The 26,897-nt window shown below is 70.0% G+C and carries 19 protein-coding genes and 1 rRNA gene; 6 read left to right on the top strand and 14 right to left on the bottom strand.

Annotated elements, in window-relative coordinates; translation table 11 throughout:
* From VF584_18995 to VF584_18985, 3 genes are all read right to left on the bottom strand, one after another.
* Positions 1–61, bottom strand: a 16S ribosomal RNA gene (locus VF584_18995); the annotation flags it as partial.
* Positions 62–670: 609 nt separating this feature from the next.
* Positions 671–1,669, bottom strand: coding sequence for a rod shape-determining protein (locus tag VF584_18990; protein ID HEX8212270.1), 999 nt, complete (start codon positions 1,667–1,669; stop codon positions 671–673).
* 97 nt (positions 1,670–1,766) lie between these two features.
* Entirely contained in the window at positions 1,767–2,336 is a 570-nt protein-coding gene (locus VF584_18985) for an HD domain-containing protein (GenBank protein ID HEX8212269.1), read from the bottom strand.
* A 78-nt stretch (positions 2,337–2,414) separates the two neighbouring features.
* Here VF584_18985 and VF584_18980 point away from each other — a divergent pair, with 78 nt between their 5' ends.
* Positions 2,415–2,687, top strand: a complete 273-nt coding sequence (locus VF584_18980; GenBank protein ID HEX8212268.1) for a hypothetical protein — start codon at positions 2,415–2,417, stop codon at positions 2,685–2,687.
* Between the two features lie 105 nt (positions 2,688–2,792).
* Here the strand turns inward: VF584_18980 and VF584_18975 are convergent, their stop codons facing one another.
* The 11 genes from VF584_18975 to uxaC form a co-directional block, all read right to left on the bottom strand.
* Complete coding sequence (locus tag VF584_18975) at positions 2,793–3,455, bottom strand: hypothetical protein (GenBank protein HEX8212267.1); 663 nt, start codon at positions 3,453–3,455, stop codon at positions 2,793–2,795.
* A 187-nt stretch (positions 3,456–3,642) separates the two neighbouring features.
* Positions 3,643–5,280 carry a RagB/SusD family nutrient uptake outer membrane protein gene (locus VF584_18970; GenBank protein HEX8212266.1) on the bottom strand — a complete coding sequence of 546 codons (1,638 nt, stop codon included), beginning with the start codon at positions 5,278–5,280 and terminating at the stop codon, positions 3,643–3,645.
* Between the two features lie 10 nt (positions 5,281–5,290).
* On the bottom strand, positions 5,291–8,476 hold the full coding sequence (locus VF584_18965; GenBank protein ID HEX8212265.1) for a TonB-dependent receptor: 3,186 nt from the start codon (positions 8,474–8,476) through the stop codon (positions 5,291–5,293).
* Between the two features lie 841 nt (positions 8,477–9,317).
* Entirely contained in the window at positions 9,318–11,567 is a 2,250-nt protein-coding gene (pelA, locus tag VF584_18960) for a pectate lyase (GenBank protein HEX8212264.1), read from the bottom strand.
* A gap of 7 nt (positions 11,568–11,574) precedes the next feature.
* On the bottom strand, positions 11,575–12,342 hold the full coding sequence (locus VF584_18955) for a rhamnogalacturonan acetylesterase (GenBank protein ID HEX8212263.1): 768 nt from the start codon (positions 12,340–12,342) through the stop codon (positions 11,575–11,577).
* A 229-nt stretch (positions 12,343–12,571) separates the two neighbouring features.
* Positions 12,572–13,903, bottom strand: coding sequence for an MFS transporter (locus VF584_18950; protein HEX8212262.1), 1,332 nt, complete (start codon positions 13,901–13,903; stop codon positions 12,572–12,574).
* Between the two features lie 7 nt (positions 13,904–13,910).
* Positions 13,911–14,900 carry a sugar kinase gene (locus tag VF584_18945; protein HEX8212261.1) on the bottom strand — a complete coding sequence of 330 codons (990 nt, stop codon included), beginning with the start codon at positions 14,898–14,900 and terminating at the stop codon, positions 13,911–13,913.
* Positions 14,897–15,583: a bifunctional 4-hydroxy-2-oxoglutarate aldolase/2-dehydro-3-deoxy-phosphogluconate aldolase gene (locus VF584_18940; protein ID HEX8212260.1), complete on the bottom strand. Its 687-nt coding sequence runs from the start codon at positions 15,581–15,583 to the stop codon at positions 14,897–14,899. The genes VF584_18945 and VF584_18940 overlap by 4 nt, the downstream gene beginning before the upstream one ends.
* A 19-nt stretch (positions 15,584–15,602) precedes the next feature.
* On the bottom strand, positions 15,603–17,117 hold the full coding sequence (locus tag VF584_18935; protein ID HEX8212259.1) for a tagaturonate reductase: 1,515 nt from the start codon (positions 17,115–17,117) through the stop codon (positions 15,603–15,605).
* 109 nt (positions 17,118–17,226) lie between these two features.
* Entirely contained in the window at positions 17,227–18,735 is a 1,509-nt protein-coding gene (locus VF584_18930; GenBank protein ID HEX8212258.1) for an altronate dehydratase family protein, read from the bottom strand.
* Between the two features lies 1 nt (position 18,736).
* Positions 18,737–20,200 carry a glucuronate isomerase gene (uxaC, locus tag VF584_18925; GenBank protein ID HEX8212257.1) on the bottom strand — a complete coding sequence of 488 codons (1,464 nt, stop codon included), beginning with the start codon at positions 20,198–20,200 and terminating at the stop codon, positions 18,737–18,739.
* Positions 20,201–20,462: 262 nt separating this feature from the next.
* Between uxaC and VF584_18920 the strand changes: the two genes are divergently transcribed.
* The 5 genes from VF584_18920 (at position 20,463) to kduI (ending at position 26,714) form a co-directional block, all read left to right on the top strand.
* Positions 20,463–21,683, top strand: coding sequence for an ROK family protein (locus VF584_18920; protein HEX8212256.1), 1,221 nt, complete (start codon positions 20,463–20,465; stop codon positions 21,681–21,683).
* Between the two features lie 352 nt (positions 21,684–22,035).
* On the top strand, positions 22,036–23,556 hold the full coding sequence (locus VF584_18915) for a glycoside hydrolase family 28 protein (GenBank protein HEX8212255.1): 1,521 nt from the start codon (positions 22,036–22,038) through the stop codon (positions 23,554–23,556).
* Between the two features lie 122 nt (positions 23,557–23,678).
* The gene (locus tag VF584_18910; protein ID HEX8212254.1) at positions 23,679–24,962 is read left to right on the top strand and encodes a glycoside hydrolase family 88 protein; all 1,284 of its coding nucleotides are present in this window, start codon (positions 23,679–23,681) and stop codon (positions 24,960–24,962) included.
* Entirely contained in the window at positions 24,959–25,732 is a 774-nt protein-coding gene (gene kduD / locus VF584_18905) for a 2-dehydro-3-deoxy-D-gluconate 5-dehydrogenase KduD (protein ID HEX8212253.1), read from the top strand. Before VF584_18910 ends, kduD begins: the two co-directional genes overlap by 4 nt.
* 157 nt (positions 25,733–25,889) lie before the next feature.
* Positions 25,890–26,714 carry a 5-dehydro-4-deoxy-D-glucuronate isomerase gene (gene kduI, locus VF584_18900; protein ID HEX8212252.1) on the top strand — a complete coding sequence of 275 codons (825 nt, stop codon included), beginning with the start codon at positions 25,890–25,892 and terminating at the stop codon, positions 26,712–26,714.
* Positions 26,715–26,897: the final 183 nt, after the last annotated feature.

The following is a 26,897-nucleotide window of genomic DNA, read 5'->3' as shown; positions in this document are numbered from 1 at the left end:
CTTGCATGTGTTAAGCGCGCCGCCAGCGTTCGTCCTGAGCCAGGATCAAACTCTCCATGAGTTCAAACAGCTCCAGAGAACAAACGACTGTATCGTTCGTTCGGTTCTTCTTCACGTTGTGTGCAATCCGTGCGATGCCTCTAGGACACCTGCAGGCACGGCGGGAGACGTGACGCCCCCGGCTGATGTGCCACACGGCCGCTCCGCGTTCCTTACGCGCGGGCTGCACAAAGCACTCCCCAATACCCGATTTGTCAAAACTTCCGCGCGGCTCTTTTCGCCGCGTCTTCCATGGCAACCCGGCCAGTTTCACCCGGCCCGTCGCGCAGTCCTTCAATATAAACGGGCGTTGCTGATTCGTCAACCCCCGTTTTTACAACTTCCGCCGCACCCGATCCGCGGCGAACTCGTTGAAGCTACTCAACTTATCGCGCATCGTCAATGGGCGAAAACTAGCGTTTTCCATCTTCACCCTCGCCACCGGCAGCTTGTCCGGTGGAGCCCTTCAACGTAAACCCCTTCTGCCGAGACGTCAACCCCTGCCGCGTGCGGCGTTCATCGGGGGCGCAGATTATAAACCGCTGGTCCAGAACCGTCAACCCCGCAACCCGCGTTTTCGCACGGGGCGCCCCTGTACACGCCTATATACAGTCAGTTCCCCGGGCGCGGATCAGAGCGACAGGACGGCCTGGTACTTCGACCACTCGTCGAGCACCATCCCGGCGCCGCGGACGACGCAGGTCATGGGGTCCGGATCGCGACGGACGGGGAGGCCGGTTTCCTGGGTGAGGAGGCGGTCGAGGCCGCGGATCAGCGAGCCGCCGCCCGTCAGCACCATCCCGCTGTCCACCAGGTCCGACGAGAGCTCGGGCGGGGCCACCTCGAGGGCGGCGCGCACGGCGGCCACGATCACCCGGATCGGCTCGCGGATCAGCTCGCGCACCTCCTCGGAGTGCAGGCGGACACTGGCGGGGATCCCCGTTACCAGGTCGCGGCCGGTGGCGTCCATCACCTGCTCTTCCTGCAGCGGGAGAGCGGAGCCGATCTGCATCTTGATCGCCTCGGCCGTCGCTTCGCCGATGAGAAGGTTGTGCTGCTTTCGGAGGGCGGCGACGATGGCGTCGTCCATCTCGTTACCCGCCACGCGCACGGAGCGCTCGGCGACGAGGCCGGAGAGGGCGATGACGCCGATCTCCGTGGTGCCGCCGCCGACGTTGACGACCATGCTGGCCGTGGGGGCGGTGACGGGGAGCCCCACGCCGATCGCCGCGGCCATGGGCTCGGCGATGAGGAAGACTTCGCGGGCGCCGGCGGCGAGCACCGCCTGGCGCACGGCGCGCCGCTCCAGCTCCGTGATGCCGGACGGGACGCCGACCACCACGCGCGGCTTCTGCTGGAAGGGCCCGCGGCGGCGCACGCGGCCCAGGTAGTGGCGGAGCATCATCTCCACCTGGTCCACGTCCGCGATGACGCCGTCGCGCATGGGACGCGATGCGATGACGCCCATCGGCGTGCGGCCCAGCATCCGCTTGGCATCCAGCCCGGCGGCGACGAGGCGGCCGGTGGCGCGGTCCACCGCCACCACGGACGGCTCGTTGAGGACGACTCCCTGCCCCTTGACCTGGATCAGGGTGTTCGCGGTTCCCAGATCGACTGCGATATCCGCCATTCAGCTCATCTCGAAAAGTAGGTGCGACGTGGTGCGCGCCTCAATGTAATGCGCCGGACGAAGGGGTGCGAATCTGGAGGCTCTGAGACGCCAACTGCTACATCTCGTTGGCCCGGCGCTCGGTGTCGCGGTCCAGGATCTCGCGGATGGTGGTGACGAGCGGGTCCATGGCGGTGTAGCGCTTGCCGTAGTCCAGGTTGAAGCGGTAGTCGAAGCCGGCCGGGTTGTCGCCCTGGTTGTGCTGGAGGATCGTCTCCAGCTTGTCCAGCGCCTTGGCGAGGCGGGCTTCGGGGGTGCGCGCTTCCTCGTACTCGTCCCACAGCGCGGTGATCTCGTCGCGGAGGCGCGGCGGGAGGGGTTGGAGGAGCTGGAGGAGGTCGCGGCGCTCCTGCTGGGCCTTCCCCGCCCCGGCGGTCTGGTGGACGGCCGGGATGTCGCCGCCGATCGCCTCGCCCAGGTCGTGGACGATGCAGATCTTCACCAGGCGCGCGAAGCTGACTTCCGGGTACTGGTCCGCGAGGAGCATCGCCATCAGGCAGAGGCGCCACGTGTGCTCGGCCACGCTCTCGCGGCGCCCCTCGGACGTCCACGAGTTGCGGTGCGTGTTCTTGAGCTGCTCCGTGGCGCGGAGGAAGGTCAGGATCTGCTCGAGCTCGGACGGCTCCATCGTGGCCCGGTGGTGGGTGGGTGTGTTACTCTGTCGGCCCCGTGGCGATCCACATCCTTACTGACGCGGTCGAGAGCGATGAAGAAGATAGAGAATCAGTCCTTCCAGGACGAGCGGGTGGTGCTGGACGGAAACAGCTACACGAACTGCACCTTTCGCCGCTGCGTGCTGGTGTACGCCGCGACGACGGAGATGTCGCTGACCAACTGCAACTTCGAAATGGTGGAGTGGGAGTTCGACGGCCCGGCGGCGCGCGTCCTCTCCTTTCTCCACGCCACCTTTCAGAACGGACGGGACGGCGAGGAGTTCGTGCGCGCCATCTTCCGCAACTTCAAGAAGCCGCTGCGCTGAAAGACAACAGCCTCACACAGAGAACACGGAGGGAACGGAAAGACGCAGAGGAAAGCCCTTTCCGTTCATCTTTCCCGATCCTCTGTGTCTCTGTGTGAGGCCTTTTCAGCGGCGCTTCTGCATGCTGAGCGCGGTGAACTCCATGGCTTCGTGCGTTTCGGAGCCGCGGAAGATCTGGAGGAGCTCCTCCCGGCGCTCCCTCTCGCGGCGGTCGAGGCCTTCCGTCTCGACCAGGCGGCGCAGATCGGATTCGACTCCGTCCGGCGACTCGTGCTGGAGGCAGAGGATGGTGAGGCCGGTGAACGGGAAGCGGTCGAATGTGCTCATCAGCAGATCGCGAAGGATCGGGCTGTGGCGCATGTGGAACATGATCGTGCGGTCGATGCCGCGCACCGGGTACTGCGGAAACGCCGCCGAGTGCATCAGCGCCGAGGCGAAGTTGTTGAGGATCAACTCCGCCATCGCCTTCACCTCGTCCTCGCTCGCCACGTCGCCGGGGCGCCACACCGCGTCCTCGTAGAAGTACGAGCGCAGGTAGGGGCGCTCCACCAGGAGGCGGATGTGGTTGGCCGCCTCCGTGGTGGCGCGCTGGATCAGGTGCATGTCCGGCTGCTGCTGCGCGAGCTCCAGCTGCCGTACCGCCGTGTCGATCTGCTCCCGCGCGATGCGGAGCTGCTCGCGGAAGACCGAAAAGTTGAGGAGACCCACCGCCACCAGCAGCATCGTCGCCGCAAGGCCGGCCCAGCCGATCCAAACTTCCATTCCCATCGTATATGCCCTCCGGGAACCGCGAAACGGGTTCCCCTAACTCGCGTGAAGCAGACTGCCCGGCTTGCCTGCAGGTGCGACGGAATACCAGAAGGGGCGCCGCGTGTTCCGTCGAGGGGAGGAATGGAGAGGGGGCTCCGGGCAGATCGCCCGGAGCCCCCTCGGTTTCATCCAGCCGAGAACCGCCTTACCAGCCGGGGTTCTGCGTCAGCTCGGGGTTGGTGGCCCGCGCCGCGGCCGGGACGGGGAAGAAGCGGTACTTCTCTTCCACCACGGCCCCGGCGATGCCGATCTTGGGCACGCTGTTGTTCCACGGCGTCGCGTTCAGGTTCTCGCCGCCCTGGGCGACCGGCAGGCCCAGCCGCATGTGGCGCTCCACGCGCGCCTTGGAGAAGGCCCAGTGGCGCTGCATGTCGAAGTAGATGTGCCCTTCCAGCACGAGCTCGTAGCGGCGCTCGATCTGCACCGCGTCGCGGAACGCCGCCTGGCTGAGCCCCGCCGGCAGGTTGGCCAAGCCGGCGCGGTTGCGCACCGCGTTCACCGCGGCGTATGCCTGGGCGTTGGGGCCGGACGCCTCGTTGAGCGCCTCGGCGTACATCAGCAGTACGTCGGCGTAGCGCAGCAGGATGATGTCGTTCTCGTCGCCCGCGCCCGTGGTGGCCTGCGGGTCCAGGTACTTGGAGAAGAACGGCCCGCCGCCCGGCGTCCCGAAGTTGTTCAGAAAGGTGGTGATCTGCGCGTTCGTGCCCGTCATGGGGCGCGTCCAGGTAAGCGACCCGCGCGTGGGGTGCACGTACGTGGTGATCACCGTGGCGGCCTTGCGGCGGTCCGCGTTGGCCCAGTCACGGAGGAAGGGCCACTCCGGGTAGAAGGAGATGCCGCCCGGCTGCACCCCGCTCAGCCCCGAGCCGATGGGCGCCACGTGCTGCGCCAGGCGCCCGCCCAGCCCGGAGACGCGCGAGAGCTGCGCCGCGAAGACGACCTCCTGGTTCATCTCGTTGTTCAGCGCGAAGACGGTGGCGAAGTCCGGCATCAGCCGGTACTGCCCGCTGTCCATCACGCGCTTGGCGTTCTCGGCCGCGGCGGTGAAGGAGGCCGTGCCTCCCCCGTGCACCGCGCCGAACTGCAGGTGCACCTTGGCCAGCAGCGCGTGCGCGGCGCCCCGGGTCGCGCGGCCCACGTTGGGGCCGGGGACGCCGGCGTACGTCACCGGAAGCTTCTCCGCGGCGTAGTCCAGGTCCGCGATGATGGCGGCGTACACCTGGGCGGCGGGGGTGCGCGGCATGGTCAGGTTGCCGCGCGGGTCCACCGGCTCCAGGCGGAGCGGCACGTCGCCGAAGAGGCGCACCAGGTTGAAGTAGTGTATCGCGCGCAGGTAGCGGGCTTCCGCCACCACGCGGTCGCGCAGCGCCACGTCCATGTTGGGCGTGTTGGGGACGTTGGCGATCACCAGGTTCGCGCTGCCGATGGCCGAGTACGCGCAGAGCCAGGTGCTGGCCGTGTACGGGTGCTCGGTGGTGATGTTGAGCGCGTCGATGCTGCCGCGGTCGTGCACGGCGTTGTAGCGCGAGGTCACCGCTTCGCCCGGGTACTCCACCAGCATGATGAAGTTGCGGCCGTAGTAGTCGTCGCTGCCGCAGTTGAGCGGCGAGACGAATCCGGCGTACACCCCGTTCACGGCCGCGAGGGCGTCGTCCGCGTTGCGAAAGAAGTTCTCGGGCCCCACGAAGTCCTCCGGGACCTCGGTAAGGAAGTCGCTGTTGTCGCAGGCCGCTGCGCCCAGTACGAGTGCGGCGAGCGCGGCGGCTATGAATCGATTGGTCATCCTCTCCTCCTCAGTAGCCGACGTTGAAGCCGATCGTCACCGTACGGGCGAGGGGATAGGCCCCCACGTCCACGCCGCGGTTCACGTTCCCCACGCCCATGCTGCTGACGTCTGGGTTGTAGCCGCTGTACTTGGTCCAGGTGTGCAGGTTGGTGCCCGTCACGTACACGCGCGTCTCGCGCAGGCCGCGGCTCGCCACCAGGCGGGTGGGAAGCGTGTAGCCCAGCGTCAGGTTGCTGAGGCGCAGGTACGACCCGTCCTCCAGCATGGTGTCCACGTAGTTGGAGCCGATGGACTGCGACGACGTGCCGATGCGCGGGTACTTCGCGTCCGGGGTCTGCGGCGTCCAGCGGTCGTAGAAGCGGTCGCGGGTGATGTTGGTGGAGGGCGCGCCGCTCTCCACGCGGATCAGGTTCAGGTTCAGCACGTCCGCCCCGAACGCCCCGCTCACCAGCGACGACAGCTCGAAGCCGCGCCAGCCGATGGTGCTGCTCCACCCCAGGTTGTAGTCCGGGTTGGGATCGCCGATCACCGTGAGGTCCAGCTCGTTGATGACGCCGTCAGGCTTGTTCTCCGGCCCGCTCAGGTCCAGCACGCGCGCCTCGCCCGCCTGGAAGCGCCGGTTGGGGAGGGTGGCGCCGTACCCCGCCGCCTCCGCCGAGTCGCGGAAGAGCCCGTCCGTACGGTAGCCGTAGAAGACGCCGATGGGGTGCCCCACGCGTACGTGCGTGCCGGGGAAGTTGAAGTTGGAGCTGATGCCGCGCACGCGCAGCACGTCCAGCCCGCCCAGGTCCAGCACCAGGTTGCGGTTGCGCGAGTAGTTGAGGTTGTTGCTCCACCGCACCGACTCACGCCCGTCGCCGCGCAGCGCGTTGAGGCCCAGGCTGAGCTCGAAGCCGCGGTTGCGCACCGCGCCCGCGTTGCGGAAGGCGTTGCGGAAGCCCGTCTCGTACGGAAGCTCGATCTGCATGAGCAGGTCTTCCGTGTGGCGGTTGTAGTAGTCCGCCGACAGGGTGATCATCTGGTCGAACAGCCCCATGTCCACGCCCGCGTCGAACTGGGTGGTGGTCTCCCAGCCCAGGTCCGCGTTGGCCAGCCGCGTCTGCCGGTAGCCGGGGACGATGACGCCGCCAAAGGTGGTGGTGCGGCCGCCCAGCGAGGCGAGCGACTGGTACGGGCTGATGGCCGCGTTGCCGGTGCGCCCGTACGAGGTGCGCAGCTTCAGGTCGCTGATGGCGGCGGCGTTCTCCTTGATGAACGGCTCGTCCGACGCGCGCCAGGCGATGGCGCCCGAGGGGAAGAAGCCCCACTTGCGGTCCGGCCCGAATCGCGAGGAGCCGTCGTAGCGCCCCGTGACGGTGAAGATGTAGCGGCCCAGCAGGTTGTAGTTCACGCGGCCCAGGTACGAGGCCATCGTGGTGCGCGTGCTGCCGGAGCTGACGATGGGGCCGCCCGAGCGGTTCCCCGAGCCGATGTCCTCGTAGTCGAGGATGTCGCTGATGAACCCCTCGTTCTGCATGCTGGTGCTGGTGTTGTCCTGCCGCTGGCGCGTGTAGCCGACCACCGTGTTCAGCGAGTGGCTCTGGCCGAACAAGCGGTCGAACGAGAGCGTGTTCTCGTTGAGGAACGAGGTGGACTCGTTGCGCCCGCGGATCGCCTGCCCGCCCACCTGCTCGCCGCGCAGCGTCTCCCGCGGCCAGTAGGTGTCGCGCTCGCGGTTGGTGACGTTGGCGCCCAGCGTGGTGCGGAAGCGGAGCCCGCGCGCCAGGTCGAGCTCGGCGAAGGTGTTGGTCAGGATGCGCGTGTCGCCCAGCTGGTCGTCCATGTTCTCCAGGACGGCCACCGGGTTCATGATGTCCTGCGCCGTCAGCGCCACGGGGGCGTCGTCCAGCATGTTGCTGTACGAGCCGTCCGCCCGGCGTACCGGCAGGGTGGGGATCGACTGGAGCGCCGCGGCCACCGACGACATGTCGTTGCCGCCCACGGCCCCGTCGGTCGGCGCGAAGTTGGTCTGCACGCGGCTGCCGGTGAGCGTGGTGCCCAGCCGCAGCCGGCCGCGCAGGTCCTGGCTCAGGTTCAGGCGCAGCGACATCCGCTGGAAGTCGCTCCCCATCACCACGCCCTGCTGGTCGAAGAAGCCGCCCGACATGGCGTAGCGCGTGGCGTTCTCACCCGCGGTGCCGCCCGTTACCGAGATCTGGTAGCTCTGGAGCGGGGCGCTGCGGAAGATGCGGTCCTGCCAGTTGGTGCTGACGACCGCGTTCGGGTCCGCGTAGATGGGGTCCTGGTTCTGGCTCGCCGCCCAGTCGTTGGCGAAGAGCGCGAACTCGGGCCCGTCGAGCAGGTCGTAGCGCTTGGCCACGCTCTGCGTGCCGGTGAACGCCTCGAAGTTGAAGCGCGGCGCGCCCACCTGACCCCGGCGGGTGGTGATGATCACCACGCCGTTGGCGGCGCGCGAGCCGTAGATGGCCGTGGCCGACGCGTCCTTGAGGACCTCGATCGACTCGATGTCGCGCGGGTTCAGCGAGGTCAGCGGGTTGGTGGGAACGGTGATCCCGCTCTGCCGCCCGCCGCCCAGCCGGTTGTTGTCCGCCGCGTAGTCCACCTCGATGGGGAAGCCGTCGATCACGTAGAGCGGCTCGTTGCTCACGCTCTCGCTGACCGACGTGCCGCCGCGGATGCGGATGGAGATGCCGCCGCCGGGCGCGCTGGACGCCTGCGACACCTGGACGCCGGGGGCGGTGCCCTCCAGCATCTGTTCCATGGAGGTGACCGGCTTGTTCTCGATCGCCTCCATGTTCACCGAGCTCACGGCCCCGGTTAGATCGCGGCGGCGCTGCGTGCCGTAGCCCACGGCCACCACCCCTTCCAGCTGCACCGCCTGCGCGCTGAGCGCGAAGTTGACGGTGGCCGCCTCTCCCGCCGCCACGGTAACGGCGCGCTCCTGGTCCGCGTAGCCCACGCGGCTGGCCCGCACCCGCTGGCTACCGGCGGGTACGTTGGTGAGGGTGAACTGGCCGTCGGGGCCGGTCACGGTCCTCACCTGCGTCCCCACCACCGACACCGCGGCACCCGAGAGGGGGCGCGCCTCGCCCTCGGTAACGCGGCCGCTGATGCGTCCCCCGGTCTGGGCGGCGAGTGCGGCCGGCATGGCCGCGAGCGCCACGAGGCAGAGGAGCTTGGTTGTCCATCTCATCCTGGACTCTCCGGAAAGAGGTGACCCTGGGGTCGGGTGGAACGTTGCAGCCGCGGCGGCTGCGGACGGCGCACCGCACCGATGCGGAGTAGCGTCGTCCCATGAAGCTGGGTCTTTGTTCTAACTTAGGACAAATCAATCAGACAGGATGCGCGTTCCTGCTTCCGGGGAGGAGGCGGGGCGTGCAAGTGTTGTCCTGCGAGCTTGATTTGGGTGAAGCCTGAACCGGCAGAACGGATTTGTTCTCTATTAGAACGAATGTTCCGGAGAATAGTACACGGGTCGTGACAAGAGCGCAATCCCTCTGTGGCACAGTCGGTTGGAGGGCCCTCACCCCCGCTCGTTCCTCGCTGCCCCCCTCTCCCGATAACAGGAGAGGCTGCGCCTCTGTTATCGAGAGAGGGGGCGGAACTCCGCACGTATGGCAATGCCCTCGCCCGCGTCACGGGTTGCTCCGTCACCTGCCGTCCGCACCGAATCCGAATCCGAACTCGTGGGGGGCAGACCTGCGTGTCTGCCCTCCGTCTGCGTTCCTCAGCGCCCTGCCGTACACACGAACCTTCTGCCCGGGTGCGCGCAGGCGAGTTCGCTTGTTTCCAGCGGCGAATCAATTCGCTCCTGAAAGCAGGCCGCGGCGCATGTACAGGCACGGGCAGCCACGTGGGGCGGCCCCTACCGGATCGGTGTGAGGCGCGACGGTCGAGGCACGCGCAGGGTGGGCGCGATGAATTGCGGCGCCGCGATACCGCCACCCGCGCGGACCTCACCCCCGAGTCCGCGAAGACGGACTTTGTGCTGTTGTTGCCGCGAGTTCACTCGCCACAGCCAAGCCCCAGCCGATCTACGGCGCCGGGACCCAGCCGCCGAGAATGGCGGACGGGGTGAGGGCGGCGCGCTCCGCGTCCGACAGGCGGGGGCGGGAGGGGTGCGGGGCGGCACCTGGGCCCGTGCTGCCGTACTCGCGAAAACGTGCGTCCTCCGGGCGGTTCACTACGCGATTGCCAGCGGCGTCCGTGCTGTTCATCGTGTCCCAGCCGCGCGCGGTGACGTGGTCGTCCATCCAGGTGTCGATGAAGACGGCGCTGCCGATGGCGTTCGGGTTGCCCGAGGGGTGCCAGGGGCGTCCGAGCGCGACCGATGCGGGCGCCATCGAGGGGCGCTCCTTCTTAAGGCGGCTGCGGATGAAGACGAAGCCGTGCGGCTGCGAGATCAGGGTGCTCGGGGCCGTGATGTAGCCGTTGTTCGTGGGGCTTCCCCGGTCACGCGACACGATGTCCGAGTCCTCAAAGACCGCCACCCCCGCGCCGAAGATGAAGTCCACGCTGCCCGAGATCGTGCAGCCGCGGAAGTGGCTGCGGCCCGCGTTGGGAAAGAGCGTGTCCTGGTGCCCGCTGATCACGCAGTCGCGAAAGACGGCGCGGTCGTTCCCCTCGTCCAGCATGATCGCCACGCCCTGCGAGCCCTGCAGCTTGGTGCTGTCCGCGTCCGCCTTGGCGTTGTTCGCCATGTAGTCGAAGGCGTTCTCCACCGTCATGCGCTCCAGCCGGAAGTCCGGCGCGGCGATTCGCAGGGTGAAGCTGCCGCGCGTGCCGTACGTCCACCCGCCAGGGCTGCGCTGCCCCGCCGCCGCGTCGAAGGTCAGCACTGTGCCCGTTCGGCTCTGGCCGATGAAGTGGACGTTGGGGCGGTCCACCGTGAGCTTCTCGCGGTAGCGGCCGTTGCGGATGGAGATGACGTACGGCGCGGTGCCCGTCGCCGGGGCCGCCGCCAGCGCAGCGCCGATGGTGCGGTAGATGCGCGCGCCGTTGCGGGTGGCGCCATCGCGGCCGCGGTAGGCTGCGTCCACGACGGCGGAGGGGGCGGCCGTGGCGGGGCGCGCCGCCTGTATGCCGTTGGTGCGCGCCCAACGCTCGTAGCGGCGCAGCGTGGTGGCGGGCTCGTCCGTGTACCAGGCGTAGCCGCGGGCGCGCTCCGCCTCCAGCTCGTCGAAGCGGTAGCGCACCACACCGTCGCGGTTGCTGAACATCGGCCGGTTGGTGCCGATTTCGTAGAAGCGCGCCCACAGCGGGCCCGCGCCCGGCTTCGCGGTGAGGCCGCCACGCGGGGTGTACTCGTAGCCCCAGATTGTTGCGTCGCGGAACCACTGCACGGCGCCGCGGATGGCGGCGACCACGCGCGCATCCGGGTTCTTGACCTCCAGGAGGAGGTTCACGATTCCAGCGCTCTCGCGGCCGGCGAGCGATATGTGCTCGTACGCGCGCGCCTTTGCGGGCTTCAGGGTGAGCGGATCGTGCTGCTGGCCCCACACGGTGCGCCGTCCATCGACGATCACCTGGCTGGCGAGGATGCACTCCACGCCGCGCCGCACGCTCTCCGCCGCGCGGCGCCGCTCGGGCTCTGGCAGGCCGCCCATCTCGCCGTTCGCCACGTCGTTCAGCACGCGCAGGATGTTGGCGATGGCGTCGTCGTTGTACGTCGCCGCGTCGTGGTAGCCGCCGACGAGCGGGTACACCTGCGGCCAGCACCCGTTGGGGAACTGGGCGCGGTACAGGTACTCCAATCCCCTGCGAAATGACTCGCGGTAGCGCGCCTCTCCCGTCGCGGCGGCGGTGTTCGCCAGGAAGCGGAGCTGCGCGGTGGTGGAGTTGTTGTCAAAGGTCCCCACCCAGCTCCAGTTCCCCTCGCTCGCCCAGCTCTCGCCCGGGCGGCGCGTGCGGGTGAACTCCATCCGCTTCGACCATCCGCCCGCGGGGGTCTGGAAGGAGACGATGGACTCCGCGATCTGGCGCGCCTCCGGAGAGGCCCACCAGGCGCCGGTCATGCGCGGCTCCACGTTGAAGCCATCGCCGTGCGGGGCGGGCGTGGCCTTCTCCAGCCCCGCCTGGCGCAGCTCGGCGGCCATCACCGCGCGGTCGGCTTCCCCGAGCTGGCGCGAAGTGGCGAGGTAGCGCTCCCACGCGCTCCGCTCCGCCGCGGGGAGCGCGGCGATGCGGGCGGGGGCCAGGAGTGCCTCCTCGCGCGCGGCCTGCTGCGCGGCGAGGGGGGCGGCGCCGCAGAGGGCGGCCCAGAGGATGATCGTTGTGCGTCGCATGTCCGCCTTACCGTGTGGGTGCGGGCGCGGGTGCGCCCGGTGTGCGGACGAAGCCGGAGAGCCCGATGCCGAGCTCCCGGAGACCTTCCGCGGCGAGCGCGGCCATCACCTCCGCGCCCTGCGGCGAGAAGTGGGTGTTGTCCTCGAGCCCCTGCGGGTAGTTGGCGTTCTCCCCCGCCCTGAGCTGCAGGAAGAGCCGGCGCGACCCCTCGGCGCCGTGGCGGGTGAGGGCCCCGGCGCTCAGCCGGTGCATGTCCAGGAGCGGCACGCGCTGCTCGGCGGCCACGGCCCGCACCAGGTCGGGATATTCGCCGTGCGTGTCCACCAGCGTCCCCGCCGAGTCGAACTTGCGGCGGCGCACCGGCGTGAGAAGGACGGGATTCGCTCCCTTTGCGCGCGTCTCGGCCACGAAGCGGGCCAGGTTGCGCCGGTAGTCCGCGGGGGGCGTGTAGCGGTCCACCTTTTCCACCGAGGCGTCATTGTGGCCGAACTGGATGAAGACGTAGTCGCCCGGCCGCAGCCTGTCGACCACGGCCTGCCAGCGCCCTTCCTCGATGAAGGTGCGCGTGCTGCGTCCGTTCCGCGCGTGGTTCTCGATGCGGACCTGATCGACGTCGAAGTACTGCTGGAACGCCTCGCCCCACCCCGTCTCCGGGCGCCGGGTGACGAGCTTCTGCGCCATCGTCGAGTCGCCGGCCAGGTACACCGTCACCGGCGGCGCCCACGAAGCGAACGCGGCCAGGAGCGGAAGCACGAGGAGGAGGATGCGTTTCATTGCTTTTGCTCGTTCTGTGGTCAAATGGCCCTCACCCCCGCTCGTTCCTCGCTGCCCCCTCTCCCGATAACAGGAGAGGGCTCCGCCCTCCGTTATCGAGAGAGGGGGCGGAATTCAATGCCCCGGCCCCGAGACCGCTTCAGCGGTCTTCCCGTGGTTCCAGCCGGGGGCTTCAGCCCCCGGCGTATGCGCCCCCGGCGTATGCGCCCCCGGCGACCAGCCCCCGGCCTTATTCCCCTTCCATCACCGCCGGCTCCAGGCGCGGCGCGAGGAGGTGGATGACGACCCAGGCGGTGACGTACGCCAGGCCGCAGATCATGAAGATGATGGAGTAGTTGTTTCCCGTCGACTCCAGGATGCGGCCGGTGGCGCGCTGAAAGAGCACGCCGCCCATCGCGCCCGCGAAGCCGCCCAGCCCCACCACGCTGGCCACGGCGCGCCGCGGGAACATGTCGCTGGCCGTCGTGAACAGGTTGGCCGACCACCACTGGTGCGACGCCGCCGCCACGCTCACGATGGCGATGGCCGTCCACAGGGTGGGGGCGTGCGGCGCGAACATCGTGGGGACGATGAGGATCGCGGGGATCAGCAGCGCCACCTTGCGCCCCTTGTTCACCGTCCAGCCGCGCTTGATCAGCGCGCTGGAAACCCACCCGCCGCCCACCGAGCCCACGTCCGCCACCAGGTAGATGGCCATCAGCGGAAGCGCCACGCCCGCCAGCTTCACCCCCCAGTTGGCGTCCAGGAACTTGGGGAGCCAGTACAGATAGAACCACCAGATGGGGTCGGTGAGGAACTTCCCCAGGATGAAGGCCCACGCCTGGCGGTGCCCCAGCAGGCTCAGCCAGCGCACGTGCGTGGTGGGCTCCACCGGGTCGCTGCGGATGTACGCCAGCTCGGCCGCCGACACGCGCGGGTGGTGCTCCGGCTCGCGGTAGATGGGGAGCCAGAAGAGGAGCCAGACGAAGCCCAGCGCGCCCGTGGCGATGAACGCCCAGCGCCACCCCCAGTTGAGCGCGATCCAGGGCACCAGGAAGGGCCCCACGATGGCGCCCACGTTGCTGCCGGCGTTGAAGATGCCGGTGGCGAAGGCGCGCTCCTTTTTGGGGAACCACTCGGCCGTGGCCTTGATGGCCCCTGGAAAGTTCCCCGACTCGCCCAGCCCCAGCGCGCCCCGCGCCAGCGCGAAGCCCCCGGCGGTGCGGGCGAATGCGTGGGCCATCGCCGCCAGGCTCCACGCCACGATGGCGAAGGCGAAGCCCTTGCGCACGCCGATCCTGTCCAGCAGCCGCCCCATCCCCAGGAAGCCCAGGGCGTAGGCGAAGCTGAACCAGGAGACGATGTCGCCGTACTGCGACTCGGTCCACCCGATCTCCGTCTGCAGCATGGGCGCCAGCAGACCCAGCACCTGCCGGTCGATGTAGTTGATCGTGGTCGCCGCGAAGAGCAGCGCGCAGATCGTCCAGCGGTAGCCGAAGCCCGGGGGGGGCGGCACGTCCGCGACGGGGACGGCGTTGGAATCCGGCGTGAGCGGGGCGTTGGGGGAGGTGGCGGAGCTCATGAGGATCTCAATGAGTGGAGTGCAGTACGCGCTCGACCTCATCCGCCGAGACGCGGTTGAAGTCGCCGGGGATGGTGAGCTTGAGCGCGCTGGCGGCGGTGGCGAACTCCATCGCGTCCTTGCACTCGCGCCCTTGCAGCAGGGCGAAAATGAGCGCGGCCGCGAAGCTGTCGCCGCCGCCCACGCGGTCCACCACGCGCACCTGGTAGCGGCGGCTGGTGTGGAGCTCCGCCGTGCGCCGGTCGTAGAGCAGGGTGCTCCAGCCGTGCTCGCTGGCGGAGATGACTTCGCGCCGGGTGAGCGCCACCGTGGCGATCCCCAGCTCCTCCGCGATCCGCTCCGCGCTCTGGCGGATGCTCTCGGACGCCTCGGCGCCCGCGCCGACGCCGAGCATGGCGGCCGCCGCGCCGGGGTTCCCCACCAGCACGCTGGCGCCGGCGACCAGCGGGCGCATCACGGGGATGGGGTCGCGGCCCTTCCACAGCGCGGGGCGGTAGTTGAGGTCCACGCTCACGCGCACGCCCAGCGAGCGCGCGGCTTCCGCGGCCTGCGCGGCGGCCCGCGCGGGACCCTCGCCCAGCGCGGGGGTGATTCCCGAAAGGTGCAGCCAGGCCGCGCCGTGCAGCAGGCTCTCCCAGTCGATCTCGGACGGATCCAGAGCGCTGAACGCGGAGCCCGCGCGGTCGTAGACGACGCGCATGGGGCGCAGGTCGGCGCCCGATTCCACGAAGTAGATCCCCAGCCGCTCGCCGCCGCGCACCACGCCGCGCACGCCCACCCCTTCCGCGCGCAGGGCGCCAAGCGCGGCGTCGCCGACGGCGTTGGAGGGGAGGCGCGTGACGTAGTCGCTGCGCACGCCGAGGTGCGCCAGGCTCACCGCCACGTTCGCCTCGCTGCCGCCGAAGAAGGTGCGCAGCGCGGGCGACTGGAAGAGGCGCTCGTCGCCCGGGGGCGAGAGGCGCAGCATGAGCTCGCCGAAGCAGACGACGCGCTTCATCGCGGGGCTCCGGCCAGGCTGGCGCGCGCCATCGCCACGCCGCGCGAGACGGTGCGCGCGCGGTCGGTGAGCGCCGCGAAGTCGCCGGCGGCGGCCAGGCGCGGGTCGGCGAGCGCGTTCCCCAGCCCCACGGCCACGGCGCCGGCATGCAGCCAGTCGCCCACGTTGTACGGCGTCACCCCGCCGGTGGGGATGATGCGCAGAAAGGGCATCGGCCCCAGTACGCCCTTGAGGAACGCCGGCCCCAGCGTATCCGCCGGAAAGAGCTTCACCAGGTCCGCGCCGGCTTCGTGGGCGCGCAGGATCTCGGTGGGGGTGAAGGCGCCGGGGATGGCGGGTACGCCCAGCCGGTGCGCCTCGGCCACGACCTCTTCCTTGAAGACGGGGCTCACCACGTAGCGCGCCCCTGCCTCCACAGAGCGGCGCGCGGAGTCCGCGTCCAGCACGGAGCCGGAGCCCACCAGCACCGCGTCGCCCAGCTCGCGGGACGTACGTTCGATCAGGCGCAGGGCATCGGGCGTGGTGAGCGTCACCTCGATGGAGGAGACGCCTCCCTGGTGCAGCGCCTGGATCGCGCGAAAGGCATCCTCCGCGCTGGGCATGCGGATGACGGCCACGGCGCCGGACGCGCAGAGCCGCGCCACCAGGTCTTCGCGCGCGCCGACCGCTTCCATTACTTGCATCGGTGAGCTCCGTTGGGGGTCACGTGGGGCGGGCCCCGGCGAGGTGTGCTTCCAGTGCGGCGGGCACCCCCTCACGGTCCATGCGCGCCAGGTGCCTGGCCACCGCGTCCGCGAAGCCGGGGACCTGGGTCAGGTCGGTGCCCCAGAGCGTCTCGTCCGCGCAGGCGGGGCGCGCCACCGCGTTCGCGCCGCCGGCCTTGCTCCACAGCGCACGCAGCCGCTCCGCCTGGTCGTCGCGCGGCACCGGGAGCCCCTGCGCCGCGCGCGCCGCGTGCAGGTCGCCGCGCATGAAGAGGAGGTACGCCGCGAAGCCGAACGCCAGCGAATCCGGCACGCTCCCGTTCCGCTGCGCGTAGTCGAGGATGGATGGCACCACGCGCACCTTCATCTTCATCGTCCCCTGCAGGGTGATGTCCCACAGGGCGTGGTGGACGAAGGGGTTGGCGAAGCGGTCCAGCACCTCGCGCGCGAACCGCTCGGCGCCGGGCGCGTCGACGATGGGGACGATCTCCTCGAACATCGCGCGGCGCAGGAAGCGGCCGACCGACTCGTGCTCCACCGCCTCGCGCACCGTCGTGCATCCAGCCAGCAGCGCGGCGGGGACGGTGATGGTGTGCCCACCGTTGAGGAGCCGCACCTTGCGCTCGCGGTACGGCGCCACGTCGCCCGCCAGCACGATGCGCGCGTCCGACTCCGCCCAGCCGAGGCGCGCGCGGGCGGCGGCGGGGGCCTGGATGGCGAAGAGGGCGTACACCTCGCTCGTGGTCACCAGCCCGTCCTCGTAGCCCAGCTCCTCGCGCAGGCGGGCGCCCTCCTCCTCCGTAGGCGCGCCGGGGACGATGCGGTCCACCAGCGTGTTGCAGAACGGGACGGCCTCGCGCACCCACGCGGCGAAATCCGGGCTGAACGCCCAGCGCTCCGCCAGCTCCAGCACGATGTCGCGCAGGCGGTCGCCGTTGTCCTCGATCAGCTCGCACGGAATCACCGCCACGCCGTGCGCGGGATCGTACGCAAAGGCCTGCGCGCGCTCGTACAGGAAGCGCGCGAGCTTGCCGGGAAAGGAGCGCGGCGGGTCCAGGTTCGGTTCGTCGCCCTCGTCCAGCACGATGCCGACCTCGGTCGTGTTGCTGAAGACGAGCTCCAGTTGCGGGTCGCGCGCGCACGCCAGCACCTCGTCCCACTCCGCCCGCGCGGAGAGCGCACGGCTCACGGAGGCGATGATGCGGTGCTCGCGGTGCGGCGCGCCGTCCGCGATCCCCTGCAGCGCCAGCGTGTAGAGGCCGTCCTGCGCGCTCAGCACCTCGTCGCGCCCGCTGCCGGTGCTGCCGACCATCACCACGCGCCCGGCGAAGCGGCCCTCGCGGTTGGCGGTGTCGAGGAAGGCGTCCACGAAGCCGCGCAGGAAGGCGCCGGTGCCGAACTGGACCACCTTTTCCGGGAGGTCGAGCAGCTCGGGCGCGGGCACGGCGACGTCGTGGCGCGCCTGGAACTCGGGCGACGACACGAGTGCGCGGCCAAGGCGGGGGAAGGTCATGAATCAACAGCCTCACACAGAGACACAGAGGGTACAGAAAGAACGAAAGAAGGGGTTCTCTGCGGCTCGTCGTTATCTCTGTGTTCTCTGTGTGAGGCCCGCTGTTTTTTCATAGCGTGACTCCCTCTTTCCAGATGGCGATCTCGCGGTAGCCGTGCTTCTCGTTGTTCGTCTGGCGGCCGGAGGCGACTTCAAGGATCGTGGCGAGGAGCTCGTCCGCGATGCCGTCCAGCGTCGCCACGCCGTCCAGGAGAGCGCCGGCGTTGAAGTCGATCCAGTGCGGCTTCTTTTCAAAGATGGCGCTGTTGGACGAGATCTTGATCGTCGGCACCGGGAAGCCGAGCGGGGTGCCGCGGCCCGTGGTGAAGAGCAGGATCGTCGCGCCGCTCGCCACCATCGCGGTGGAGGAGACGCCGTCGTTGCCGGGGGCTTCGAGCAGCGAGAGGCCGCCCGTGGCCGCGGGCTCGCCGTATCGAAGCACGCGCTGCACGGTGGCCTGGCCGCCCTTTTGGATAGCGCCGAGCGACTTCTCCTCCAGCGTGGTGAGGCCGCCCGCCTTGTTGCCCGGCGAGGGATTCTCGTACACGGGCTGGTTGTGGCGGAGGAAGTACTCCTTGAAGTCGTTGATCATGGCGGCGACGTCGCGGAAGACTTCCTCGCTGGCGGCGCGGTTCATCAGCACCTGCTCGGCGCCGAACATCTCCGGCACCTCGGTGAGGATGACGCCGCCGCCCAGCGCCGTCACGCGGTCCGCGATGCGGCCCACGAGCGGGTTGGCGGAGATCCCGCTGAAGCCGTCCGAGCCGCCGCACTTGTGGCCCAGGATCAGCTCGCTGGCCGGGCACTCCACCCGCCGGTCGCCCTCGATGGCCCGCACCAGCGACTCCACGGCCTGCACCCCCTCCTCCACCTCGTCCACCACGTCCTGCGTGTTGAAGAAGCGGATGCGGTTGCCCTCCAGCTCGCCCGCGAGCGCGAGGAGCTCGGCCATCTGGTTGTTCTCGCAGCCGAGGCCCAGCACCAGCACGCCGCCCGCGTTGGGATGGCGGATGAGGCCGGCCAGGACGTGCTGCGTGTTGTGCAGGTCGTCGCCCAGCTGGCTGCATCCGTACGGGTGGCTGAAGGCGTGCACCCCGTCCACCCGCCCCGCGAAGCGCTCCGTGGCGGCGCGCGCGATCCGCTCCGCCGCGGTGTTCACGCAGCCGACGGTGTTCACGATCCAGATCTCGTTGCGCGTCCCCACGCGCCCGCTGGCGCGGCGGAAGCCCATGAAGGTGGGCACGGGGCCGGCGGGGCGCTCGGCGCGGGGCGCGGGGTCGTAGCGGTACTCCAGCGTGCCGGAAAGGCCGGTGCGCAGGTTGTGCGAGTGGATCCACCCGCCCGCCGGCACCGCCGCCGTCGTCAGGCCAATGGGGAAGCCGTACTTCACCACCTGCTCCCCCTCGGCCAGCGCGCGCAGGGCGATCTTGTGGCCGGCGGGGACCTCGTCGCGCAGCACGACGGCCGCGCCCTCCACCACCACCTCGTGGCCGGCGGGGAGCGGCATCGTCGCCACCACCACGTTGTCCGCGGGGTGGATGAGCACCGCCTCCGGCTTCGCCGCCATCACCGCGGGCATCCTATCGCCCTCCGTCCAGCCGGTACGTCTCGCGCACCAGGCCGTACGCCAGGGCGTGCGCCATCTCGCGCGCGTCGTCCAGCTCGATCACGTGCCGCGCCACCAGGCCAGCCAGCCAGTTGGCGTCCACGCGGCGCGCCAGGTCGTGGCGCGCGGGGATGGAGCAGAAGGCGCGCGTGTCGTCGTTGAAGCCGGCCGTGTTGTAGATGCCGGCCGTCTCGGTGGTCCGCTCGCGGAAGCGCTTCATCCCCTCGATGCTGTCGTGGAACCACCAGGGCGGCCCCAGCCGCAGCGCGGGGTAGTGCCCGGCCAGCGGCGCCAGCTCGCGCGCGTAGGTGCTCTCGTCCAGCGTAAAGAGGATCAGCCGGAGGCGCGGGTCGTTGCCGTACGCGCTGAGCAGGTTGCGCAGGTTGCGCGTGTACTCGGTCGCGACGGGGATGTCCGCCCCCTTGTCCAGCCCGAAGCGGTCGAAGATGATCCCGTTGTGATCGCGCAGGGCGCCGGGATGGAGCTGCATCACCATCCCGTCTTCGCACGACATGCGGGCCATCTCCATCAGCATGTGCGCCTCGAAGCGTGCCTGGTCGCCCGCCGTCGCCGCGCCTTCCAGGGCGCGGGCAAAGAGGCGCTCGGCCACGTCTTCCGGCAGGCGCTCGGTGCGCGGCTCCACCACCGCGTGGTCCGTGGCGACGGCGCCCATCGAGCGGAAGAAGGCCCGCCGCTCCTCCAGCGCCCGGATGAACCCCGCGTAGTCCGCGATCTGCGCGCCGTGCGCCCGCGCCAGCTTCGCGATCTCGTCGCGCCACGCCGGCGCGGCGATGCGGAAGACGGCGTCAGGGCGGAAGGTGGGAATTACCCTGCCCCGCCACCCCGACTCGCGGATGGCGCGGTGGTGCTCCAGCGTGTCGCTCGCCGCGTCGGTGGTCGTCAGAACTTCGATGTTGAAGCGCTCGAAGAGGGCGCGCGGCCGGAACTCCGGCGAGGCGAGCTTCTCCGCGATCTCGTCGTACACGGCCTGCGCGGTGGCGCCCGTCAGCTTACGGCGCACCCCGAAGACGTGGCGCAGCTCGTGGTCCAGCCACACCCCGGTGGGCGTGCCGCGGAAGAGGTAATAGTTTTCCGCGAAGAGCTGCCAGATATTGCGCGGATCGCTCTCCACCTCCGCCCCGTCGCGCGCGGGGATCCCCAGCGACTCCATGGGGATGCCGCGCGAGTACAGCATGCGGAAGATGTAGTGGTCCGGAATGATCAGGAGCGCGGTGGGCTCCGGAAACGGCTCGTTCTCCGCCAGCAGCCGCGGATCCACGTGCCCGTGCGGCGCGACGATGGGAAGGTCGCGCGTGCCCTCGTACAGGGTGCGCGCCACTTTGCGGACGGACGGGTCGGGATCGAAGAAGCGGTCGGGGTGCAGGAACAGCGTATCGGCGGCGACCGCCTGGACGGCGGGAATCTCGAGCGTGCTCATGGAAACTCGGGCTCGGGAAAGATATTGACGCGCCGCCGGAGGGAGCGCGGCATTTGCTCGATCTGAGAACATAAGGGGTTCCACGGGAGCGGATTACACGCTCAACCTCACCCCCGCGGCACCTGGACCCTTGCGTCCGGAACGCCTTTCCATCAATTTGTTCTCGCGTAGAACAAAACGCAAGGGGGAGCGGCCAGACGCCCCTGGCACCCTCTTCGCACGGGGCGGAAGCAACGCAATCGGGCCGCCATTCGGAAGCCGAATGAGAAAGATCAACACCCTCGACTTCAAGCGCGCGACGCGCTCCACCTCGCGCGACATCAACCGGCAGATCCTGCTGAACCTGGTGCGCGAGCACCAGCCCATCTCGCGCGCGGACCTGGCGCGCATGATGGAGATCGGGCGCGGGATGGTGACGACGCTCACCGGCGAGCTGCTGGCCGAGGGCGCCATCATGGAGGGCGACGTGGGCGAGGCGGCCCGCGGCCGCAAGCCCACCATGCTCTGGGTGCGCACGCAGGACCGGCTGGTGGTGGCCGTCGACGTCCGCTTCACCCGCACCTACGTGATGCTGAGCGACTTCAACGGGACGGAGATCGCGCTGGAGAGCTTCGACACCGTCACCAACCCCGACGAGCTGGTGGCGGAGATCGCCGCGCGCGTGGAGACGCTGGTGGAGGGCTACGCTGCGCGCTGGCAGGTGCAGGGGGTCGGGCTCGTGGTGCCCGGCATGGTGGACAGCGGCACGGGGCGCATCCTCAACTCGCCGCAGCTTGGCTGGCGCGACGTGGACGTGCGCGAAGCCCTGGAGGCCGCGCTCGACCTGCCGGTCCAGATCGAAAACGCGCCCATCGCCTGCGCCCTCGCGCACATGTGGCTGGGGGAGCGCAGCGACGGCGCGGGCGACTTCGTGTACGTCACCGTGTCCGACGGCGTGGGCGCGGGGATGGTGGTGAACGGGCAGGTGGTGCGCGGGCATTCGCACACCGCGGGCGAGTTCGGGCACATCGCGCTGAACCCGGAAGGGCCGCGCTGCCTGTGCGGCGCGCGCGGGTGCTTCGAGGCGTACACCTCCAACCTGGCGACGCTGGGGCGCTACCTGGGCGCGGAGGACATCTCCCCCGCCGAGTCGCGCGAGCTGCTGAAGCGCCACGACATCACCGTCACCGACCTCGTGCGCCGCGCCCGCTCCGGCGACGAGCGCGCCCTCTCCGCCATCCGCGAGACGGGGCGCTACCTGGGTCTGGGGCTGTCGATGATCGTGAACGCGCTGAACCCGTCGCGCATCGTTGTCGGCGGCGAGATCACGGCGGGGTGGGACCTGATCGCCGACCTGGTGCGCGAGGAGGTGGAAGGCCGCGCCCTGACCCGCGCCGCCGCCGCGACGCCCGTGATTCCGGAGCAGACCAGCACGCATCCCCGCCTGCGCGGTGCCACGGCGCTGGTGGCGGCGCCGTTGTTCGCGGCGCCGCAGGTGGCGTAGGGGGCGGAATGATCACCGGGGGCCGGGGCACCGGGGGCTGAAGCCCCCGGCTGGAACGACGGGAAGGCGGCTGAAGCCGGCTCCAGAAACGCGGCATTGGACCCGGAGTTCGCGCAGGCGGACATTGGTGTGAAAACGCGAGGGTCGAGGCGGGGCGGAGGGCGGGCGCGATGAATCGCGCCCCTACGGATCGATGGCACCACAGGCAGATGCGCGCGTACGCCCCTCCCCCAGGTAGTTTTTGGGGGAGGGGCCGCGAGGTGACGAGCGGGGGAGGGGGCCCGCCCCCGCAATTCGCTCTAATCTGGTACAAATTCACCCGATGGCGGGGCCGTGGAGGCCCGGGAGCGACATGCCGAACCACGAATTTTCCAGGCGTGACTTCGTCCGCACCCTGTCGCTGGGGGCGGGGGCCGCGCTGATCGGGCCCGGCTTCCTGGCGGGGTGCGCGACTCTCGGCGGCGGAGTGGAGGCGGCCGGGTGGGCGCGCGTGCCGGGGATCCTGGCGCGCATCCGGCCCCCCACCTTCGCCGCGCGCGACTTCCCGGTCACCGACTTCGGCGGCGTGGGCGACGGCACGCGCGACAACACCGAGGCGTTCCGGCGCGCGATCGCGGCGTGCACGGCGGCGGGCGGCGGGCGGGTGGTGGTGCCGGCGGGGCGCTTCCTCACCGGGCCCATCCACCTGCGCAGCAACGTCAACCTGCACGTGTCCGAGGGCGCGACGGTCGCGTTCAGCCAGAACCCCAGGGACTACCTCCCCGTCGTATTCACGCGCTGGGAGGGGATGGAGATGATGGGGTACTCGCCCCTCATCTACGCCTTCGAGCAGGAGAACGTCGCCATCACCGGCAAGGGGACGCTGGATGGGCAGGCCACCACCACCATCTGGTGGCCGTGGAAGGGTGCGTGGAAGACGCACCCGGAGTGGGACCGGGTGCCCAACCAGAAGCCCGCCCGCGAGCGCCTGGGCCAGATGATGGAGGCCGGCGTCCCGGTGCAGGAGCGCGTCTTCGCCGAAGGATCGTACCTGCGCCCGCAGTTCATCCAGCCGTATCGCTGCCGCAACGTGCTGGTGGAGGGGGTGACGATCATCAACTCCCCCATGTGGCAGATCAATCCCGTGCTCTGCCAGAACGTCACCGTGCGCGGCGTGTCGGTGGTGAGCCACGGGCCCAACAACGACGGGTGCAACCCCGAGTCATGCCGCGACGTGCTGATCGAGAACTGCCTCTTCGACACGGGCGACGACTGCATCGCCATCAAGAGCGGCCGCAACGCCGACGGGCGGCGCATCAACGTGCCCAGCGAGAACATCGTCATCCGCGAGTGCCAGATGAAGGACGGGCACGGCGGGGTGACGCTGGGGAGCGAGATCAGCGGCGGGGTGCGGCACGTGTACGTGGAGAACTGCCGCATGGACTCGCCCAACCTGGACCGCGCGCTTCGCTTCAAGAACAACGCGATGCGCGGCGGCATCCTGGAGCACGTCTACATGCGCAACGTCACCGTGGGGCAGGTCAAGGACGCGGTGCTCTCGGTGGACCTGTACTACGAGGAGGGGCAGGCGGGCCCCTTCGTGCCGGTGGTGCGCAACGTGGAGATGCGCAACGTCACCAGCAGCAAGAGCAACTACGCCTTGTACATGCGCGCCTACCCGCGCTCCGAGATCTCCAACATCCGCATCATCGACAGCCGCTTCGATGGCGTGGCGCGCGGGAACATGGCGGAGGGGGTGAAGGAGCTGGTGTTCGACGACGTGCTCATCAACGGCACCCGCGCCACTCCCACCTCGCATCGGGCGCCGGACAAGACCACCGCCGACCTGCTGCCGAGCGACCGCCGCGTGCCCGCACCCGCGGTGCGGCCATGAGCGCCGTGGCATGTTGCCGGCGACTGAAGTCGCTGCAACAAAAGCAGGAAGTCCCCCTGCGGGGACTTGGATTCGCGCGCGATCTGGATGCGGAGTCCGCGAAGGCGGACTTCCCGCGGTTGTTGCCGCGACTTCAGTCGCCAGGCATCCTCGCGGCGCTGCTGCTCGCCGCTCTCGCCGGGGCGCCCGCGCAGGCGCAGATCGCGCACCTCCCCGCCGCGCAGCAGCTGGGCGAAGGGACGCGGCAGCCGAACGACGCGCCGGTGGCGATCCCCAACGCCGTGCCGCGCGCCCGCCGCTCGCCGGATGGGCAGCCGTGGTCCGTGCGCATCGCCCGCTCGGTGATGCGCCGCAACCCGCAGACGCACCGCCGCTGGGACTACACGGCGGGGGTGGTGCTGGGCGCCATCGAGCGCGTGGGCCTCGCCCGCCGCGATGCCGCGATGATGGAGTACGTCAGGACCAACATGGACCGCTGGGTGAAGCCGGACGGCTCCATAGAGGGCTACGACCCCGCGGAGTACAACATCGACGAGGTGGCGCAGGGCCGCCTCCTCTTCGGCCTGCTGGAGCGCACGCGGGACGCGCGCTACCGCAGGGCGGCGGACCGCCTGCGCGAGCAGCTCCGCACGCAGCCGCGCACGGCCGAGGGCGGCTTCTGGCACAAGAAGATCTACCCGCAGCAGATGTGGCTGGACGGGCTCTTCATGGGCGCGCCTTTTTACGCGCAGTACGGCCGCACCTTCAACGAGCCCGCGGCGCTGGACGACGTGGCGCGCCAGTTCTTCCTGGTCTCGCGCCACACCCGCGACCCGCGCACCGGCCTGATGTACCACGGCTGGGACGCCGCCCGCGCGCAGTCGTGGGCCGACACCGCCACCGGCCTCTCGCCCAACTTCTGGGGGCGCGCGATGGGGTGGTACGTGATGGGGCTGGTGGATGCGCTCGACCACTTCCCCGCCACCCACCCGGACCGCCCCGCCCTGATCCGCGAGCTGGGCGACGCCGCCGAGGCGATCGCCCGGGTGCAGGACCCGGTTACGGGGCTCTGGTGGAACATGCTGGACCAGCCGAACCGCACGGGCAACTACCTGGAGGGGAGCGCGTCCAGCATGTTCGTGTACGCGCTGGCCAAGGGCGCGCGGCTCGGCTATCTGGACGCGGACTACCGTCGCTTCGCCGAGCGCGGCTTCGACGGGCTGCTGACCAACCTGGTGCGCGACAACGCGGACGGCACCTCGTCGCTCGTCAACGTGGTGCAGGTCTCCGGCCTGGGCGGCAACCCGCGCCGCGACGGCTCCGTGCGCGACGGGACGTTCGCCTACTACGCGAGCGAGCCGGTGGTGACGGACGACTACAAGGGCGTGGGCCCGCTGATCCTGGCCGCGCTGGAGCTGGGGCGGTGACGGCTTCGATGATGGCGCGCTTCTCCCTGGCGGGGAAGCGCGCGCTGGTCACCGGCGCGAGCCGCGGGCTGGGGCAGGCGATCGCGGTGGGGCTCGCCGAGGCGGGGGCGGACGTGGTCTGCGCCAGCACCCGTCGCTCCGGGACCGACGAGACGGCGGCGTACGTGCGCGCCGCCGGGCGCACGGCGTGGCAGGTGGAGGCCGACCTCTCCGACCGCGCGGCCGTCCTGGCGATGGCGGACGACGCGGAGAGCGCGGCGGGCTCGATCGACATCCTGGTGAACAACGGCGGCACCATCAGCCGCCACCCGGCCGTCGATCACCCGCTGGAGGAATGGGACCGCGTCCTGCGCACCAACCTGGACTCCGTCTTCATCCTGTCGCAGCGCCTCGGCGCGCGGATGGTGGAGCGCGGCGCGGGGAAGATCGTCAACGTCGCCTCGCTCCTCTCGTTCAGCGGTGGGATCACCGTGCCGGGCTACACGGCCAGCAAGCACGCGGTCGCCGGCGTCACGCGCGCCCTCGCAAACGAGTGGGCGCGCCACGGGGTGCAGGTGAACGCGGTGGCGCCGGGCTACTTCCGCACCGACAACACGCAGCGGCTGCAGGATGACCCCGTCCGCGCCGGCGAGATCAGCGCGCGCATCCCCGCCGGCCGCTGGGGCGAGGCGGAGGACCTGGCCGGCGCCGTCGTCTTCCTCGCCTCTCCCGCCGCGGACTACGTGAACGGGCACGTGCTGGTGGTGGACGGCGGATGGATGGCTCGTTGAAATAAGTGCGTTAGTGCGTGAGTGCGTTCTACCTCGCGCGACGCACTGGCTGGAGGAGCGGATATGGCTTCTCAGCATCTTCCGGCTTGCTGTTGCCCGGTTTGAATGATCGTGACCTGAACGACCAACGCACTCACGCTCTAACGCACTGGTTTCCATGCACTACCTTCCCGGGCCCGAACAGACGCGCCGCATGACCACCGAGGAGCTGCGGGCCGGCTTCCTCGTTCCAGCACTCTTCCAGCCGGGCGCGGCCACGCTGCGCTTCGTGGAGCTGGACCGCGTGGTGCTCGGCGGCATCGTCCCGGCCGGGGACGGCATCGGGCTGGTGGCGCCGCCGGAGATGGCGGCGGAGTTCTTTCTGGAGCGGCGCGAGGTGGGGATCCTCAACGTCGGCGGCGCCGGGCGCGTGACGGCGGACGGGACGGTGTACACGATGGCGAACCGCGACGGGCTCTACCTTGGCCGCGGCACGCGCGAGGTCGTCTTCCACAGCGACGACCCCGCCACGCCGGCGCGCTTTTACCTGGTGAGCTACCCGGCGCACGCCTCCTTCCCCGCCGCCCACGTGCCGCAGAGCGAGGCGGACCTCACGGAACTGGGTACGCCCGAGCAGGCGAACCAGCGCAGGCTTCGCAAGTACTTCCACCCCGGCGGCGTTCCCACGGCGCAGCTGGTGATGGGCGTCACGGAGCTGCAGGCGGGGAGTGTTTGGAACACGATGCCGGCGCACACCCACGCGCGCCGCACCGAGGTCTACCTGTACTTCGACGTCCCCGCGGACGCCGTCGTCTTTCACATGATGGGCGAGCCCACCGAGACCCGCCACCTGGTGATGCGCGACGGCGACGTCGCGCTCTCTCCCGGGTGGTCGATCCACTCCGGCTGCGGCACGCGCAACTACACCTTTTGCTGGGCGATGGGCGGCGAGAACCAGGTGTTCTCCGACATGCAGGGCGTGGCGATGGGGGATCTGCGGTAGGCACGCGCCGGATCGCCGGGGGCTGAAGCCCCCGGCTGGAACCACGGGAAGGCGGCTGAAGCCGGCTCGAGAAACGCGGCATTGGACCCGGAGTCCGCGCAGGCGGACTTTGTGTGGTTCCAGCGGCGAATTCATTCGCTCGTGGAACGATGACGGTGGGCGCGATAAATCGCGCCCCTACGA

This window comes from Longimicrobium sp. (assembly GCA_036389135.1).
GTDB lineage: Bacteria > Gemmatimonadota > Gemmatimonadetes > Longimicrobiales > Longimicrobiaceae > Longimicrobium.
Note: the sequence above shows the minus strand (reverse complement) of the source record. Positions and strands in the feature narration are given on the sequence as shown.

Bases quoted from the DNA above. Each gene is read 5' to 3' on its own strand.
- VF584_18990 (HEX8212270.1), bottom strand. From the start codon at position 1,669: ATGGCGGATATCGCAGTCGATCTGGGAACCGCGAACACCCTGATCCAG.
- VF584_18985 (HEX8212269.1), bottom strand. From the start codon at position 2,336: ATGGAGCCGTCCGAGCTCGAGCAGATCCTGACCTTCCTCCGCGCCACG.
- VF584_18980 (HEX8212268.1), top strand. From the start codon at position 2,415: ATGAAGAAGATAGAGAATCAGTCCTTCCAGGACGAGCGGGTGGTGCTG.
- VF584_18975 (HEX8212267.1), bottom strand. From the start codon at position 3,455: ATGGGAATGGAAGTTTGGATCGGCTGGGCCGGCCTTGCGGCGACGATG.
- VF584_18970 (HEX8212266.1), bottom strand. From the start codon at position 5,280: ATGACCAATCGATTCATAGCCGCCGCGCTCGCCGCACTCGTACTGGGC.
- VF584_18965 (HEX8212265.1), bottom strand. From the start codon at position 8,476: ATGAGATGGACAACCAAGCTCCTCTGCCTCGTGGCGCTCGCGGCCATG.
- pelA (HEX8212264.1), bottom strand. From the start codon at position 11,567: ATGCGACGCACAACGATCATCCTCTGGGCCGCCCTCTGCGGCGCCGCC.
- VF584_18955 (HEX8212263.1), bottom strand. From the start codon at position 12,342: ATGAAACGCATCCTCCTCCTCGTGCTTCCGCTCCTGGCCGCGTTCGCT.
- VF584_18950 (HEX8212262.1), bottom strand. From the start codon at position 13,903: ATGAGCTCCGCCACCTCCCCCAACGCCCCGCTCACGCCGGATTCCAAC.
- VF584_18945 (HEX8212261.1), bottom strand. From the start codon at position 14,900: ATGAAGCGCGTCGTCTGCTTCGGCGAGCTCATGCTGCGCCTCTCGCCC.
- VF584_18940 (HEX8212260.1), bottom strand. From the start codon at position 15,583: ATGCAAGTAATGGAAGCGGTCGGCGCGCGCGAAGACCTGGTGGCGCGG.
- VF584_18935 (HEX8212259.1), bottom strand. From the start codon at position 17,117: ATGACCTTCCCCCGCCTTGGCCGCGCACTCGTGTCGTCGCCCGAGTTC.
- VF584_18930 (HEX8212258.1), bottom strand. From the start codon at position 18,735: ATGCCCGCGGTGATGGCGGCGAAGCCGGAGGCGGTGCTCATCCACCCC.
- uxaC (HEX8212257.1), bottom strand. From the start codon at position 20,200: ATGAGCACGCTCGAGATTCCCGCCGTCCAGGCGGTCGCCGCCGATACG.
- VF584_18920 (HEX8212256.1), top strand. From the start codon at position 20,463: ATGAGAAAGATCAACACCCTCGACTTCAAGCGCGCGACGCGCTCCACC.
- VF584_18915 (HEX8212255.1), top strand. From the start codon at position 22,036: ATGCCGAACCACGAATTTTCCAGGCGTGACTTCGTCCGCACCCTGTCG.
- kduI (HEX8212252.1), top strand. From the start codon at position 25,890: ATGCACTACCTTCCCGGGCCCGAACAGACGCGCCGCATGACCACCGAG.